General features: G+C 50.0%; 14 protein-coding genes. 7 read left to right on the forward strand and 7 right to left on the reverse strand.

The annotated features are described in order from the left end of the window. Positions 1 to 353 precede the first annotated feature (353 nt). Both EC843_RS02075 and ttcA read left to right on the forward strand, forming a co-directional pair. Positions 354 to 644: a Bor family protein gene (locus EC843_RS02075; RefSeq protein ID WP_064546488.1), complete on the forward strand. Its 291-nt coding sequence runs from the start codon at positions 354 to 356 to the stop codon at positions 642 to 644. Between the two features lie 228 nt (positions 645 to 872). Beyond that, the gene (gene ttcA / locus EC843_RS02080) at positions 873 to 1793 is read left to right on the forward strand and encodes a tRNA 2-thiocytidine(32) synthetase TtcA (RefSeq protein WP_133521515.1); all 921 of its coding nucleotides are present in this window, start codon (positions 873 to 875) and stop codon (positions 1791 to 1793) included. Positions 1794 to 1830: 37 nt separating this feature from the next. Here ttcA and EC843_RS24460 read toward each other — a convergent pair whose 3' ends face one another. Both EC843_RS24460 and zntB read right to left on the reverse strand, forming a co-directional pair. After that, positions 1831 to 1980, reverse strand: coding sequence for a hypothetical protein (locus tag EC843_RS24460; protein ID WP_157092952.1), 150 nt, complete (start codon positions 1978 to 1980; stop codon positions 1831 to 1833). A gap of 276 nt (positions 1981 to 2256) precedes the next feature. Continuing rightward, positions 2257 to 3240 carry a zinc transporter ZntB gene (gene zntB, locus EC843_RS02085; RefSeq protein WP_064546484.1) on the reverse strand — a complete coding sequence of 328 codons (984 nt, stop codon included), beginning with the start codon at positions 3238 to 3240 and terminating at the stop codon, positions 2257 to 2259. A gap of 218 nt (positions 3241 to 3458) precedes the next feature. On the opposite strand from zntB, the gene EC843_RS02090 reads away from it, so the two are divergent. Both EC843_RS02090 and EC843_RS24465 read left to right on the forward strand, forming a co-directional pair. Next, on the forward strand, positions 3459 to 4547 hold the full coding sequence (locus EC843_RS02090) for a GGDEF domain-containing protein (protein ID WP_121813537.1): 1089 nt from the start codon (positions 3459 to 3461) through the stop codon (positions 4545 to 4547). Positions 4548 to 4561: 14 nt separating this feature from the next. Further along, positions 4562 to 4660, forward strand: a complete 99-nt coding sequence (locus tag EC843_RS24465) for a YoaK family small membrane protein (protein ID WP_157092951.1) — start codon at positions 4562 to 4564, stop codon at positions 4658 to 4660. A gap of 62 nt (positions 4661 to 4722) precedes the next feature. On the opposite strand, the gene EC843_RS02095 is transcribed toward EC843_RS24465, so the two are convergent. Then, complete coding sequence (locus tag EC843_RS02095) at positions 4723 to 6342, reverse strand: ABC transporter substrate-binding protein (protein ID WP_133521516.1); 1620 nt, start codon at positions 6340 to 6342, stop codon at positions 4723 to 4725. Positions 6343 to 6699: 357 nt separating this feature from the next. Between EC843_RS02095 and mpaA the strand changes: the two genes are divergently transcribed. Beyond that, a complete protein-coding gene (gene mpaA / locus EC843_RS02100; protein WP_064546478.1) occupies positions 6700 to 7410 on the forward strand; it encodes a murein tripeptide amidase MpaA in 711 nt (236 codons plus the stop codon). A 4-nt stretch (positions 7411 to 7414) separates the two neighbouring features. Here the strand turns inward: mpaA and ycjG are convergent, their stop codons facing one another. After that, positions 7415 to 8380 (reverse strand): L-Ala-D/L-Glu epimerase, encoded by a 966-nt coding sequence (gene ycjG / locus EC843_RS02105; RefSeq protein WP_133521517.1) that lies wholly within the window; start codon positions 8378 to 8380, stop codon positions 7415 to 7417. Between the two features lie 141 nt (positions 8381 to 8521). Between ycjG and tpx the strand changes: the two genes are divergently transcribed. Then, positions 8522 to 9028 carry a thiol peroxidase gene (gene tpx, locus EC843_RS02110; RefSeq protein WP_133521518.1) on the forward strand — a complete coding sequence of 169 codons (507 nt, stop codon included), beginning with the start codon at positions 8522 to 8524 and terminating at the stop codon, positions 9026 to 9028. Between the two features lie 193 nt (positions 9029 to 9221). Here tpx and tyrR read toward each other — a convergent pair whose 3' ends face one another. The 3 genes from tyrR to EC843_RS02125 form a co-directional block, all read right to left on the reverse strand. After that, positions 9222 to 10784: a transcriptional regulator TyrR gene (gene tyrR / locus EC843_RS02115; protein ID WP_064546470.1), complete on the reverse strand. Its 1563-nt coding sequence runs from the start codon at positions 10782 to 10784 to the stop codon at positions 9222 to 9224. A 217-nt stretch (positions 10785 to 11001) separates the two neighbouring features. Then, the gene (locus tag EC843_RS02120) at positions 11002 to 12063 is read right to left on the reverse strand and encodes a YcjF family protein (RefSeq protein ID WP_133521519.1); all 1062 of its coding nucleotides are present in this window, start codon (positions 12061 to 12063) and stop codon (positions 11002 to 11004) included. Further along, positions 12060 to 13457 carry a YcjX family protein gene (locus EC843_RS02125; protein WP_133521520.1) on the reverse strand — a complete coding sequence of 466 codons (1398 nt, stop codon included), beginning with the start codon at positions 13455 to 13457 and terminating at the stop codon, positions 12060 to 12062. The genes EC843_RS02120 and EC843_RS02125 overlap by 4 nt, the downstream gene beginning before the upstream one ends. 182 nt (positions 13458 to 13639) lie before the next feature. Here EC843_RS02125 and EC843_RS02130 point away from each other — a divergent pair, with 182 nt between their 5' ends. Continuing rightward, positions 13640 to 14650 (forward strand): LacI family DNA-binding transcriptional regulator, encoded by a 1011-nt coding sequence (locus tag EC843_RS02130; protein ID WP_064546465.1) that lies wholly within the window; start codon positions 13640 to 13642, stop codon positions 14648 to 14650. Positions 14651 to 14735 lie beyond the last annotated feature (85 nt).

Here is a 14735-nt window from a genome sequence, read left to right on the forward strand (position 1 = left end):
AGTTATACTCTCAATTAATGGGCTGTCAGACAGCGTCTGGCGCGCATGTTAGCAGATTTGAGGGGGCTTCGCGGCAGTTTCCAGCAAAAGGAAGGCAATTAAAGGTACGACCTATATTTAAGTTGCAGCAGTCGATCCTGAATTGAATAAAGCCAGATGTGGGTAAAATATTGTGTTTTGTGCAAACGGTATCCGAAACGGACCAGGTAATAATGGATAAGTTTGGATTTACAGATATTAAACGGTGGTTAAACGAATATAAGTAAATTCTCATACAGCTAATCGCAAGGCTGTAAATCCCTATATTTCAATGCGAGACTACGCGAAGTTCACACATAAAAAATAGGGTTGTTATGAAAAAGTTAATGATAGCGGTAGTAGCAGCAGCGGCATTATCTGGTTGTGCACAGCAGACTTTCACAATTAACAAAGATATTGCTGAGAAACCACAGCAAACAACGACACATCACTTCTTTGTTAGCGGAATTGGCCAGACCAAAACTGTTGATGCGGCGGCTGTATGTGGCGGTGCCGATAAAGTGGTTCGTACTGAAGTTCAACAAACGTTTGCCGATGGTTTCCTGGGCTTTATTACCTTTGGTATCTATACCCCACGTGATGCACGCGTTTACTGCTCTAAATAAGTATCATTGCCGGTGTCATTCACCGGCAGTTAATTATAAAAATAACCTTCCAGAATGATGCTATCCGACCATTGTCAGGCTGGCTGAAACGACAACCGTACTTCACTTGATGTTCATACCTCTTCCGAAACAGCGGTTACTGCAAAACGTGCTGGCATTCGGCGCGCTAATCCGTACCATACACGCCAGAATTACGCGTTATGCGTGTTGGTTTAGCCTGAGAACTTCATGACCAGTCAAAAAGAAACTTACAACCTGAACAAATTACAGAAGCGCCTGCGTCGTAACGTGGGTGAAGCGATCGCTGATTACAATATGATTGAAGAAGGCGACCGCATTATGGTCTGCCTGTCTGGCGGCAAAGACAGCTACACCATGCTGGAAATTCTGCGCAATTTGCAGCAGAGCGCGCCAATCAACTTCAGCCTGGTTGCCGTTAACCTCGATCAGAAACAACCGGGGTTCCCTGAGCATATCCTGCCCCAGTATCTGGAAAGCATCGGCGTTGAGTACAAAATCGTCGAAGAAAACACTTACAGTATCGTCAAAGATAAGATCCCAGAAGGCAAAACCACCTGCTCGCTGTGCTCTCGTTTACGCCGTGGCATTCTTTATCGTACTGCTACTGAGTTGGGCGCGACGAAAATCGCCCTGGGTCATCACCGCGACGACATCCTCCAGACGCTGTTCCTGAATATGTTCTACGGCGGCAAGATGAAAGGCATGCCACCAAAGCTGATGAGCGATGACGGCAAGCATATTGTGATTCGTCCGCTGGCTTACTGCCGTGAAAAAGACATCGAGCGCTTTGCCATTGCTCGTGAGTACCCGATTATTCCGTGTAATTTATGCGGTTCGCAGCCGAATCTGCAACGTCAGGTGATAGGCGATATGCTGCGTGACTGGGATAAACGCTACCCTGGCCGTATCGAAACCATGTTCAGTGCGATGCAGAATGTGGTGCCTTCACACATGTGTGATACCGAACTGTTTGACTTTAAAGGTCTTCAACATGGTGCCGATGTGGTTGATGGCGGCGATTTAGCCTTTGACCGCGAAGAGTTGCCGATGCAACCAGTGAGCTGGCAGCCAGAAGAAGACGACAACGAGCAACCTTTGCAGCGCCTGGATATTCTCGAAATCAAATAAACACCTCGTCCCTCTCTCGCCCGAGAGAGGGAATTCCCTACATGTGCGGTGGCGGATCAATAATCGGCTTTGGGTCGGGGTCTAACGGATCGGGAAGTGGTTGCGGTCTTGGGATCGGGTCTGGAACGGGAGTCGGTTCACTCGGAAAGGTCGGGTCGCTCATCGTTAGGCTTCGATATGCAGTCATGATTGCCTCCTGTAGTACTCCGTTGAAACACGTTCCTTAAGCATAGACAACAAATCGCAGACAAAAAAAAGCCGACTTATAGTCGGCTCGTACGAATCAATTGTGCTATGCAGTAATTCTAAAAAAGGAAGTAAGACAATATGGAGCGCAACGCCCATCGCTTGACGTTGCATTCACCTGCGAGAGAGATAGTGCCTTGAACCGACGTTCCATTTATTGACCTCGCTCAATTATCACCGCCTTTTTTAGTCCGCCTGATGTTAAAAATGTTAAATTTTACAGCCATTTACTACGATGTAACCACCAGGCAACACCACCTATAAGAACCACCAACATGATGCAGAACATGCTGAAACCAAAATGCCAGCCGCCGCCAGGAATTCCTCCTAAATTCACCCCAAACAACCCAGTCAAAAATGTGCTGGGTAAAAAGACCATCGCCATCAACGACATGGTGTAAGTGCGTCGCCCCATCGCTTCCTGCATCACCTGAGCGATTTCGTCCGTCATCACAGCGGTACGCGCAATACACGCATCTATTTCATCCAGTCCGCGTCCTAGCCTGTCGGAAATATCCTGCATCCGGCGACGATGATCGTCGGTCATCCACGGTAAGCGTTCGCTGGAAAGCCGGGCGTAAACATCACGTTGTGGTGCCATATAACGGCGCATTACGATCAGTTGTTTGCGCAGCAGGGCAAGATAGCCGCGTGGCGGGATTTGCTGGTCAAGCAGGTTATCTTCCAGGTCGATGATTTTATCGTGCAGCTGTTCGATAAATTCGCTGGCGTGATCGGTCAGCGCATCACAAACATCCACCAGCCAGGAGCCGCTGTCGTTCGGGCCTGCGCCCTCTTTAAGATCGTTGACCACATCATCCAGCGCTAATACCTGTCGCTGACGCGTAGAGACAATCAGCCGTTCATCGATATACAAACGCATGGCGACAAGCTGGTCCGGGCGTTCATCTGTGCTACCGTTAATGCAACGCAGAGTGATAAGAGTGCCCTCTCCTATGCGTGACACGCGCGGGCGCAAGCTTTCCCCTGCCAGAGCATCGCGAGCATAATTTGGTAGCACTGACGTCTTCGCCAGCCAGTTCGCACTCTCTGAATGGGTATAATTCAAATGCAGCCAGGCAGGATGCTCAGCATCAATAGTGTCGTTACTCTCGATGCTATCGACACCGCCTTTGCCATCCAATTGCCAGGCAAATACAGCATCCGGCACAATTAACTGATGTCCCTTGATGGTTTCCACTGCATTTCTCCACGTGTGACCACATTAATGCAGTTAGTCTAGCCGTCTTCTTTTGTTATGTAACTCGGAAAAATAGGCAAACACGCTGAATTTGCTCAATAAATAATGTTACATTTCTGTTGGTTTTTTAAATATTGCAATGCCAAAGCGGCATACGGAGATAAGCTTTGCGAGAAAGACGTAACGAGAGTCCTGATTTAGACTTTCGCCTTAAGAGCATGCGACAGCGCGCTATCACCGTGAGCGGCCCATGGTTTCTATGGGTTAACCTATTGTTCTGTTTATTTATATTAGGCCGTCATTATTTCTCACCGCTGAAGCAGGTGGCCAGTATTACGCAGTCTTACCCCGCTATGGAAATCATCATGGCGCTGATTCTGGTTATTGCATCGTCGGCAATTTTTATTCTGCGTATGGCTCATGATCAATATGCGGAGTGGTTGAGCAAGTTTCTGCACGGAGCCCTAATGTGCATCAGCGCGTTATGGGTGGGCTGTTTTTACTTGTTTCTCGCCAGCGGTGATTCACGGATTGTTTTTCCCTTCGCAGCGCTACTGATTTTCACTGCGCTAATTTCACTTTATTTTGATGGCCGCGTGTTGCTCAGTTTCACTTTGCCTATTTGGGTGGTGATTCTGATATGTAATTTTGTCTACCCCTCAGAACTGACCGTACTCAATGCCTTACTCTACGTGCTGCTGGCCTGTCTTTTTGAGTCTGGTCGCCGGATTTTACGCGGCTGGTTTGTGTTAGCCATCAACCGCGAGCAAGAAAACAGAGTACTGATTAAGCAATTACAGAATCTGGCGAACCACGACCCACTGACTGGCCTTGCCAATCGCCGCTCTTTCCACTTGCTGTTGGATAAAGCAATGCAACGCCACGAGCAATGCGGTACGTCCGTATCGTTAATTATGTTGGATGTCGATTATTTTAAGAAATATAACGACCATTACGGGCATCAGGCGGGTGACGAGTGTCTGGTGAAGATTGCAAAATGCCTTGAGGCTGCAACACGTTCAATACATGATGTTGCCGCACGTTTTGGCGGAGAGGAATTTATTATATTGCTGCCTGAAGCCAATCAGCAGCAGGCCATTGAAGTGGCAAAACGAATCCAACAAAATATCCAGGATCTGGCGATTCAACATGCCGCCTCGCCTGTTGCACCTTATGTAACCATAAGCCTGGGTATTACGAATTTAACACCTGCGACTAACGCAACGCGTTTTATCGCTCAAGCCGATGCGGCGTTGTATAAAGCCAAAGAAGCGGGCCGCAACCAGTGGCAAATTTTTTCTAACTGACAAATGAGATAAAAATGAAAATTGGCGTTCTGTTTCCTATTGCGATCATCATTGCTGCAATCGTCTTCATCACCTGGTTTATTGTCGGCGGCTACGCAACCTCAACCTCCTGAAACGCAGTTTACTAAGGCTTATCCGCCCTTTTTAGTCGCGCGGATAAGCGTAGTGTTACCGGTTAATGTGCCACGATATACATGGTGCGGCTGTACGCGACATCTTCAGGGTTATTAATCGGATAACCTTTCAGCCACGGTTTGATCAAGCGACCATTGGTGTATTGATAAATCGGGGCGATTGGCGCCTGTTCCTGAATGATTCGCTCAGCCTGGTTGTAATCTTTATTCCGCGCAACATCCGTTGTTTCCTGGCTTGCCTGTTGCATCAGCTTGTCATATTCCGGCGAATTGAAGCGCGAAATATTACCACTGTGAGTAGAAGTTAACAGTGACAAGAAGGTGGATGGTTCATTGTAATCACCAACCCAGGACGCACGAATAACATCGAAATTGCCGGTATTACGGCTGTCGATATACGTTTTCCATTCCTGGTTTTGCAGTTTCACGTCCACGCCAAGGTTCTTCTTCCACATAGATGCCACCGCAATAGCAATCTTCTGATGGTTTTCCGAAGTGTTGTACAGCAGTGTCAGATTAAGTGGTTTGTTGGGGCCATAACCTGCCGCTTGCAGCAAAGTTTTTGCCTGAGCGTTGGCCTCTTCCTGGCTCATTTGCTCAAATGGTGAAGGTTCTGGTTTAAAGCCTGCGGTCACATCAGGGGTAAAGCGCCACGCTGGCTTCTCACCGGTACCCAACACCTTATCTGCCATGATGTGACGGTCAATGGTCATGCTCAGAGCCAGACGAACGCGTGCATCAGCGGTTGGCCCTTTCTGGGTATTAAACGCGTAGTAATACGTTCCTAATTGTGGCGGCGTATAAACCTGGCCTGGAATATCTTTTAGCAGCTTTTGGTAGAGATTTTTTGGGAAGGATTCGGTGATATCGATATCCCCTGCCAGGTAACGTTTGGTCGCTGACGACTCCTGGTTAATCGGAATAAAGGTCACCTGGGTAATGACCGTTTTGCTGTTATCCCAGTAATTTTTGTTCTGCACCGCGACCAGTTTTTCGTTCACAACACGGTCTTTCAGGGTGTAAGCACCATTGCCCACCAAATTACCGGGTTTGGTCCAGTCGTTACCGAATTTCTCTACCACTGCTTTGGGTACTGGATAGAACGAGAAGTTGGCCGTCAGATTGGGGAAATATGGCACCGGTTTATCCAACTGGATGCGCAATGTTCTGGCATCGACTGCCGTTACACCCAGTTTATCTGCTGGCATTTTTCCATCTATGATAGCTTGCGCATTATTGATACCCGCAAGGGCGGCAAACCAGGCGAAAGGTGAAGTGTTTTTTGGGTCAACCAGCCGCTGCCAGCTATAGACGAAATCTTGTGCTGTGACTGGCGTACCGTCCGACCAACGTGCGTCATTGCGTAAAGTAAATGTCCAGGTGCGGTTGTCATTACTTTGCCATTTGGTGGCCACACCAGGCTCCAGTTGCCCTTTTTCATTTTGGTTTACCAGGCCTTCAAACAGATCGCGAATGACCTGAATTTCTGGTAATCCCACCGCTTTTACCGGATCCAGAGAAGCGGGCTCATCTTTGATATGGCGCACCAGACTCTGGTCGGAGGCAAGTTGAGTCCCTGCAGGAATATCTGCTGCCCAGACCTGTGAAAACGAGCAAGCGAGTGTTAATGCACAAGTGGTGATACGAAACCGATTTCTCATCAGTGCCCCTTTAGTTGTTTATTTTTGTAAGAGTAATACCTTGCCCAGATCGAACCATTAATGTAGCGCAATTACTTGTTTTGCCAATAAGAAAAACACTCCCCCAAGATGCAATTTATGTGGAGCATCTCACTCAAATGACCTTTTTACTCTTCCTGCGGGCATAATTTCGAATTCTTCTTGCGCACCGTTTAAACGCATTTTTTAAACCTCTTTAGCTGTCTCCATTTGAAAGTGAGGTGGCCGGATACCCAGCCTTAAGATACATAATGGCCTGGCATACAGTTGTTTCAGATGAGATTTTAACTAAACACTGCTATTAATAATGTCTTGCAACTCGTCACAGTAAGGACATTTATGCCCGGTCATCGCCCTCGCCCGCAACGAGGACATCTCCCTCCAGGAAGCGAACGCTTTGGAAAATCAGTTTTCGGCGCTCCGCTTATCTGGTTCCCAGCAGCACCCAGTGAGCAACGCAGCGGTTTGATCATTGCCGGAACACATGGCGATGAAAACGCAGCGATGGTCACGCTGTCCTGCGCACTGCGCACTCTTGAGCCTGAACATCGCCGCCATCATGTGGTGCTTGCGGTGAATCCTGACGGCTGCCAGCTGGGTTTGCGCGCCAATGCCAACGGAGTGGATTTGAATCGAAATTTCCCGGCGGCCAACTGGAAATCGGGCGAAACGGTTTATCGCTGGAACAGTAGCGCTGACAAACGTGATGTCGTGCTGTCGACGGGTAAAAAACCGGCGTCCGAACCGGAAACCGCAGCGCTGTGCCAGTTAATTCACACCTTGCAGCCCGCGTGGATTGTCTCTTTCCATGACCCACTGGGATGTATCGAAGATCCTGATAACTCGGTACTCGGAGCCTGGCTTGCCAAAGCGTTTGAATTACCGCTGGTGACCAGCGTAGGCTACGAAACGCCCGGTTCATTTGGCAGCTGGTGCGCAGATTTAGGCTTGCCGTGTATTACCGCAGAATTCCCGCCCATCTCAGCTGACGAAGCGAGTGAGCGGTATCTGGATGCCATGATGGGCTTACTGCATTGGCAGAAGTCATAGAAATTTACGGATAAAGTTTGCCGGTTTCGAAGTGCAGCCCTGGCTCGACATCAACGGCCAGCCAGGTTGGACCATCGAGATCGGCAAAACGGACCTTCGCCGCTAGCGGCAATGCGGCGGCGATGGCCCGTGATGTGCACAACATGCAGCCGAGCATCACATCAAACCCTTGCTCACGCGCCGCTTGCGTTAACGCCAGCGCCTCGGTTAACCCACCGGTTTTATCCAGCTTCACATTCACCATTTCGTAGCGCCCTTTCAGCGCCGCCAGGCTTTCACGCGTATGGCAGCTTTCATCGGCACAAATCGGTAATGGGTGAATAAAGTTTGCCAGCTGGCTGTCTTGCCCTGCGGGTAATGGTTGCTCAAGCATCGCCACATTCAAATCAGCCAACAATTGGCAACGCGCTGCCAGACCTTCACTGTGCCAGGCTTCGTTAGCGTCAACAATAATGACAGCCTCCGGGGCTGCTGCACGAATCGCTACCATGCGCTCAGTAATCAACCGGTCATCAATTTTGACTTTCAGCAAACGTGCGCCTTTGTCCCATAACAGTTTTGCGGCTGCCGCCATTTGCTGTGGTTCAGCAATACTGACGGTTTGCGCCGTGGTGACCAACTCTGGTAATTCAACACCGGCCATATACGCCAGGGTACGTTTACTGTGCCGGGCTTCCAAATCCCACAACGCGCTGTCGATGGCGTTACGTGCCGCGCCTGCTGGAAGTGCGGCCTGTAATTGCACTCGCGTCATCCCTTTTTCTAACTCAGGAATCAGGGTAGTAATTTGAGCCAGGACAGAAGCAACGCTTTCGCCATAGCGTGGATACGGTGTGCACTCGCCTACGGCTTTAATTCCATCCTCTTCAAGCTCCACCACCACGACTACGGCTTCGCTACGGGTACCGCGTGAAATCACAAAAGGTGTGTGAAGCGGCCAGGCTTCTTGATAAACCTTAACTGTTCTCATTGTTTTTCCAGTGTTCCAGGACATTCGCTGAGTATAGCCAGAGAACACTTTCACTTGCAGTATCAGTTTTTTATATTCAGAAGCTGAATACTGACATACACTGTTCGCGGCGTTAATTATATGTAAAAAGGAAAATCAAACATGTCACAAATCGTTCATTTCCAGGGCAACCCTGTAGCGGTTGCAGGTCAAATCCCACAAACTGGCAACAAAGCTGAAGCTTTTACTCTGGTAGCAAAAGATCTCTCTGATGTTGCACTGAGCCAGTTCGATGGAAAACGTAAAGTACTGAACATTTTCCCAAGCATCGATACCGGCGTTTGCGCCGCTTCCGTGCGCAAATTCAACCAACTGGCGACTGAAATGGATAACACAGTTGTGCTGTGTGTTTCTGCAGATCTGCCATTTGCACAGTCTCGCTTCTGCGGCGCTGAAGGCCTGAGCAACGTGATTACGCTGTCTACTCTGCGTAACCCGGAATTCCAGCAGGCGTACGGTGTGGGTATTGCTGAAGGCGCACTGAAAGGCCTGACTGCCCGTGCGGTTGTGGTTCTTAATGAGAAAAATGAAGTGGTATTCAGCCAGTTAGTGAATGAAATTACTAACGAGCCGGATTATACCGCAGCACTGGAAGCCCTTCAGGCTTAAGTGTGAATGCCCCGCTAACCGGGGGCATTGTCCAGATGGCTGACAAAGGTCACTAAACAGGTGTTGTAGGGTGGATAAGCGCAAGCGTCATCCACCATTTTCGCCAGTTTTGTCGGATGACGCTTGCGCTTATCCGACCTACGAAAAGGTTTGTCATCAGTCTCGAATGCCCCGCTAACCAGGGGCATTATTCTTACGACTCTGTTTTTCTTTGGCTCAAGCCGTATTCACGCAATTTATTCGCAATCGCGGTATGTGAAACGCCAAGGCGTTTAGCCAGTTTACGCGTACTTGGATAAGTACGATAAAGCTGCGTCAGCACCGAGCGTTCAAAACGGCTGGTAATATCATCCAGCGACCCTTCCATCGCCTCTTCCCCAACCACCAAACTCGCGGTATCAAAATCAGGCAGCAGAATATCTTGTGGACGAAGTTCGTAACCTTCTAACTGGGTTAATGCGCGATAGATCGCATTTTTCAACTGACGCACGTTGCCCGGCCAGCCATAACGCGTGAGCACATTGCTCAAATCATTAGAGAGTTTCGGACGCGGCACCCCTTGTTCATCGGCAAACCGTGCCACAAACAGCTCAGTCAGCGGCATGATGTCTTGCGGTCTGTCGCGCAGCGGCGGCAAATTCAGCGTCAGGACGTTCAGCCGATAATAGAGATCTTCGCGGAACTCCCCTTTTTGTACCATCTCAATCAGGTTCTTTTGCGTCGCGCAAATCACCCGCACATCGACATGGACTTCATGCTCTTCACCTACCCGACGGAAAGTTCCGTCGTTGAGGAAACGCAGCAGCTTGGTCTGCATGCGCGGTGACATTTCGCCAATTTCATCCAGCAGTACGGAACCGCCATTCGCCTGTTCAAAGAAGCCTTTTTTACCTTCTACAGCATTCGCATAAGCGCCTGGCGCATGGCCAAACAGCTCGCTTTCAACCACATCATCAGGCATCGAACCGCAATTCAGTGCCAGATAAGGTTTTTGCGCTCGTGGGCTACCAAGATGGCAAGCATGCGCCAGCAAATCTTTACCGGTGCCGGTGTCACCAACAATCAACAGCGGCGCGTTTAGCATGGCCAGTTTGTGTGCCTGCTCGACGACATGGCGCATTTTCGGGCTGACGGCGACAATCTGGCTGAATGCACCCACATCGGTATTGGAGAGGTTTTGCAGTTGGCGACCCATACGCACCGTGGAGCGCAGCATTACTACCGCACCAACCAGCGAAGGACCGTCGTTTTCGTTATCCAAATGAACCGGCGTGATTTCCATCAGGAAATTTTGCCCGTTGATCACCACGTGTTCGGTATGTGACTCAACCGGCGCACTTTCAAGCCAGCGCATAAAGTTAAAACCGTTCACCAGGCTGGCAGCGTTATGGTTACGCAGTTTGTCTTCGTTTTGCCCAAACAGCGTGCAGCTTGCCGGGTTCGCCAGCTCCACTTTGCTTCTCATATCCAGCGAAAGTACCGGCTCTGGCAGCGCTTCAAGTAAAGCGCTCAGCGCACGATGCTCACGCTCAGAAGGCATCCACGGCACAGTACGCACGTCCGTGACCCCAGGAATACGGCGGATTTCAGCCATTAAACTGCTGAACGTGTCGAAATCGAGGGTAGAGAAATTCAGGTAAATTCGCCCAATTGGATCAATTTCGATCCCTCGCAAATCGATACTACGCAGCACAAGTAAATCAAGTAATTCTCGAGTCAGACCAAGGCGGTCCTCGCAAAAGACTTCCAGACGCATGGAGGTGTCCTTCAAATGCAAATTACGGAGTCATTGGGGATACTAATGATACCCCAGATACCGGGCAGTCTAAAGTGATGTGTGAAGAAAAGTTGACAGATAAGCTGATGATACGGGAGGGTTGTACAATTCCAGGACGGATAAGCGCCAGCGTCATCCACCGTTGTCATCCGTCATTTACATAACGACCAATGACAGTGGCTGGCGCGTACCCGTGTTACGAAGGTGTATTGGGCTTTTTGTTCATGGTCTCTTTGAGCTGCACCAACAGCTGCTTGCGGAAATCCCCGAGCCGCGGTTTATCACCGTCAATCCACGGTAGCGGGCGGCACAGCTCCATCGCTTTAATCCCCAAGCGCGCTGTCAGTAAACCCGCGCCAATTCCCTGCGCTGCACGCGTGGAAAGCCGTGCCGCCAGATCCTGGCCAATCCAGTCCATACCCACTTCACGCACCAGTTCACTGGCACCGGCAAAGGCGATATTCAACAACACCAGGCGGAACAAACGTATACGGCTGAAATAGCCCAATTCGATGCCATACAGCGTGGCAATGCGGTTAATCAGGCGCAAGTTACGCCAGGCGATAAACGCCATATCCACCAGCGCCAGCGGGCTGACCGCAATCATTAAGGTCGATTCCGCAGCCGAACGGCTGATTTCCCGACGCGCCTGGTTATCAAGCACGGGCTGCACCAAACGTGCGTACAGCTCAACTACTTCGCGGTCGTTTTGCGTTTCATGAATCGCGGCATACCAGCGTTGTAATGCCGGATGCCCGTCATCAAGCCCAGCCTGGCGCGCCAGCTTTTCACAAAATGCCCGACCCTTACCCATTCCGTGACTGTGCATCAAATCGCGTGCTTCATCGCGCTCTTCTGCACGCTGGCGTAAACGCCATAAACGACGCCACTCCGTTGCCACCGAACCGACACCCGCGGCGATAATTAACCCACCGGCGATGCCGCCGCCGAGCGCTATCCAGTCTTGCGTAACAAAAGCGTTATGCGTCCACTGGACGCCTTGCGCCACCACGCTGACACCAAACAGCCCAAGGCCCACCTGAACCATGCGCCGCCATATACTGCGTTTAGGATGTAACGCGGCTTCAATAACCGCTTCGGCCTGCCCTTCATCTTCCACTTCATCCAGCGAATTTAAGACAGGAGTAAACTTTTCAGCTTCCGGCTCACTAAAAGCATGCGCGGCTTTGAAACTCGGTTCTTGTTCCACATCCAACGGTTGCGCGAAATCGACACGCGGTTTTAATGGTTCGTTCATCGCAATTTATCCCCAATTAAAAACTCCAGTGCCGCATCCATCCGAATGTGTGGCATTGGCCGGTCCACATCCATGACTTGTGGGCGGAACTGTTCAAACTGAAAACCTTGTTTCTCCCAGAAGGTACTACCAGGCAAACGCGCTGGAACCTCACCAGGATAAACCGTCAGCGCCTCGCCATCACTTAAACGGTTCCCACGCAGCGCCGGAATTTGCTCTCCTTTCACATCAACCAGGCCACTCTGTGTGGCTTGCACCGAGGCAAGACCCATGCAGTCCATGTCGATACCTTCGAACGCGGCATTTTGCCAGGCGTCCTGCACCAGTTGCTGGAGCAGCGCCACCATGTTGGCATGTTGATCAACCGTAACGTGGTCGGCCTTTGTCGCGGCAAACAACAGCTTGTCGATAACCGGTGAAAACAGGCGGCGGAACAAGGTGCGCTGGCCATAATGGAAACTTTGCATCAGTTGCGTCAGAGCCAGACGCATATCGTTAAACGCTTGCGGGCCGCTATTGAGCGGTTGCAGGCAATCCACCAACACAATCTGGCGGTCAAAACGCAGGAAGTGGTTTTTATAAAAGCCCTTCACCACCTTTTCGCAGTAGTAATCAAAGCGCGCGCGCAGCATGCCAATGTTGGTGGTTTTATCGGCCTGCGCGAGTTTCGATTCGCCGACCGCGTCCACATCCGGCCACGGGAAAAATTGCAGTGCTGGCGCTCCCGCCATGTCGCCGGGTAACACGAAGCGGCCAGGCTGGATAAAGTGCAAACCTTCACGTTTGCAGCGCAACAAATAGTCAGTCCAGGCTTCTGAAATCGCCGCCAGGCGGTTTTCATCGGCTGGTGCGAGCGGGTCTAACCCTTCGCATAATTTGCGCCAAAGTGCGGACCATTCAGCGCGATCGCCCTGCAACAGGCCGGTCATTTGACGCGACCAGCTCAGGTAGTTTTGCGCCAGCATAGGCAAATCCAGCAACCATTCGCCAGGGTAGTCGACAATTTCCAGATACAGCGTCGAGGTGTCTTTGAAATGGCGTAACAACGAATCGTTTGAGCGATAGCGCAACGCAAGGCGCATTTCGCTGACACCCCGAGTCGGCGTCGGCCAGTTCGGCGGCGAACCGTAAAGTTGCGCCAGCCCTTCATCATAAGTGAAACGTTGAATACCCAGGTCGCGCTGGGGAACACGTTTCACGCCAAGGAGTCTTTCTTCACGCACCGCATTGAGCAACGGCAAACGCGCCCCGTTATGTACGCTCAGTAATTGATTCACCATCGCGGTAATAAACGCTGTCTTGCCGCTACGGCTTAAACCCGTGACGGCAAGACGTAAATGTCGGTCCACGCCCCGGTTCATCAGGGCATTTATTTCATTCTTGATTCTGTTCATCTGCGTCCTGGTTGCACCCTTTTGAAGCTGTTATGAGGGAGGTTATGGGGGTAAATAGTGGCAAATCAAAGGGTATAGCTCAATTTTATAGCCAATTGAAGGCGGCGTATCATGCATAGACAGCCTCATCGAGCTTAAGTAATATGCGTTATCTTTTGGCGCAGAACAGGACCGGTTCAGTCATGTCGCCCACCATTTATGATATTGCCCGTTTGGCGAACGTTTCTAAATCAACCGTATCGCGGGTGCTTAATAAGCAGACTAATATTTCCCCTGAAGCACTTGAACGTGTTTTAAAAGCGATTGAAGAGTTAAATTACCAGCCTAATAAATTAGCGCGCGCCCTGACTTCATCGGGTTTTGACGCGATTATGGTTATCTCAACTCGCTCAACCAAAACGACCGCAGGAAATCCATTTTTCTCTGAAGTCCTGCATGCTATTACCGCCAGGGCAGAACAAGAAGGATTTGACGTCATATTGCAGACATCCAAAAATAGTAAAGAAGACCTGCAAAAGTGTGTCAGCAAAATTAAGCAAAAAATGATCAAGGGCATTATTATGCTCAGCTCCCCCACTGATGAATCATTCTTCGAGGAACTGGATCAATACGCTATTCCTGTGGTCGTGATTGGGAAAGTAGATGGTGAGTTCAAGCATGTTTGTTCGGTGGATACGGATAATTATCGCGACAGCATTGCGTTAACCCAAACACTGATCAATAACGGGCATCGTAAAATAGCCTGCATTCATGCCCCGCTTGATTATCACGTTTCGGTAGACCGGCTCGCTGGGTTCAGAGATTGCCTGCTTGAGCAAAATATTAGTTTGCCTGAAGAGTGGGTCGTTGATGGTGGCTATACTAATGAAACAGCACTTGAAGCTGCTCAACAATTATTGAGCCATCAGGATCTTCCTGATGCGATATTCGCCACCGACAGCCTGAAGTTAATGAGTATCTACCGTATCGCCCAAGAAAAAGGCATTAAGATCCCCGGGCAACTTTCAGTGGTGGGATACAGCAACGACATGTTGAGTTTTCTGCTCTCCCCACCGCCAGGCGGAATTGAAGTCCCGACACTGGAATTAGGCACTGCCGGTAGCGCGCTATTGTTTGAAAGAATTTCCGGAAAGTATGCCGCTCCCAGAACATTAATTCCAACGAAGATCACGTTGACGGGCTCTATCTCCTGAGATTAATTCACTTCAAAATGGTGGATAATGCTATCGCTTATCCACCTACAACGGCTAAACAGTTTCGTAGGTCGGATAAGCGCAG

Source organism: Buttiauxella sp. JUb87 (assembly GCF_004361975.1).
Lineage (GTDB): Bacteria > Pseudomonadota > Gammaproteobacteria > Enterobacterales > Enterobacteriaceae > Buttiauxella > Buttiauxella ferragutiae.

Excerpts from the sequence above, each read along its gene's own strand:
- EC843_RS02075 (WP_064546488.1), top strand. The coding sequence starts at position 354 with ATGAAAAAGTTAATGATAGCGGTAGTAGCAGCAGCGGCATTATCTGGT.
- ttcA (WP_133521515.1), top strand. The coding sequence starts at position 873 with ATGACCAGTCAAAAAGAAACTTACAACCTGAACAAATTACAGAAGCGC.
- EC843_RS24460 (WP_157092952.1), bottom strand. The coding sequence starts at position 1,980 with ATGACTGCATATCGAAGCCTAACGATGAGCGACCCGACCTTTCCGAGT.
- EC843_RS02090 (WP_121813537.1), top strand. The coding sequence starts at position 3,459 with ATGCGACAGCGCGCTATCACCGTGAGCGGCCCATGGTTTCTATGGGTT.
- EC843_RS24465 (WP_157092951.1), top strand. The coding sequence starts at position 4,562 with ATGAAAATTGGCGTTCTGTTTCCTATTGCGATCATCATTGCTGCAATC.
- EC843_RS02095 (WP_133521516.1), bottom strand. The coding sequence starts at position 6,342 with ATGAGAAATCGGTTTCGTATCACCACTTGTGCATTAACACTCGCTTGC.
- mpaA (WP_064546478.1), top strand. The coding sequence starts at position 6,700 with ATGCCCGGTCATCGCCCTCGCCCGCAACGAGGACATCTCCCTCCAGGA.
- ycjG (WP_133521517.1), bottom strand. The coding sequence starts at position 8,380 with ATGAGAACAGTTAAGGTTTATCAAGAAGCCTGGCCGCTTCACACACCT.
- tpx (WP_133521518.1), top strand. The coding sequence starts at position 8,522 with ATGTCACAAATCGTTCATTTCCAGGGCAACCCTGTAGCGGTTGCAGGT.
- tyrR (WP_064546470.1), bottom strand. The coding sequence starts at position 10,784 with ATGCGTCTGGAAGTCTTTTGCGAGGACCGCCTTGGTCTGACTCGAGAA.
- EC843_RS02120 (WP_133521519.1), bottom strand. The coding sequence starts at position 12,063 with ATGAACGAACCATTAAAACCGCGTGTCGATTTCGCGCAACCGTTGGAT.
- EC843_RS02125 (WP_133521520.1), bottom strand. The coding sequence starts at position 13,457 with ATGAACAGAATCAAGAATGAAATAAATGCCCTGATGAACCGGGGCGTG.
- EC843_RS02130 (WP_064546465.1), top strand. The coding sequence starts at position 13,640 with ATGTCGCCCACCATTTATGATATTGCCCGTTTGGCGAACGTTTCTAAA.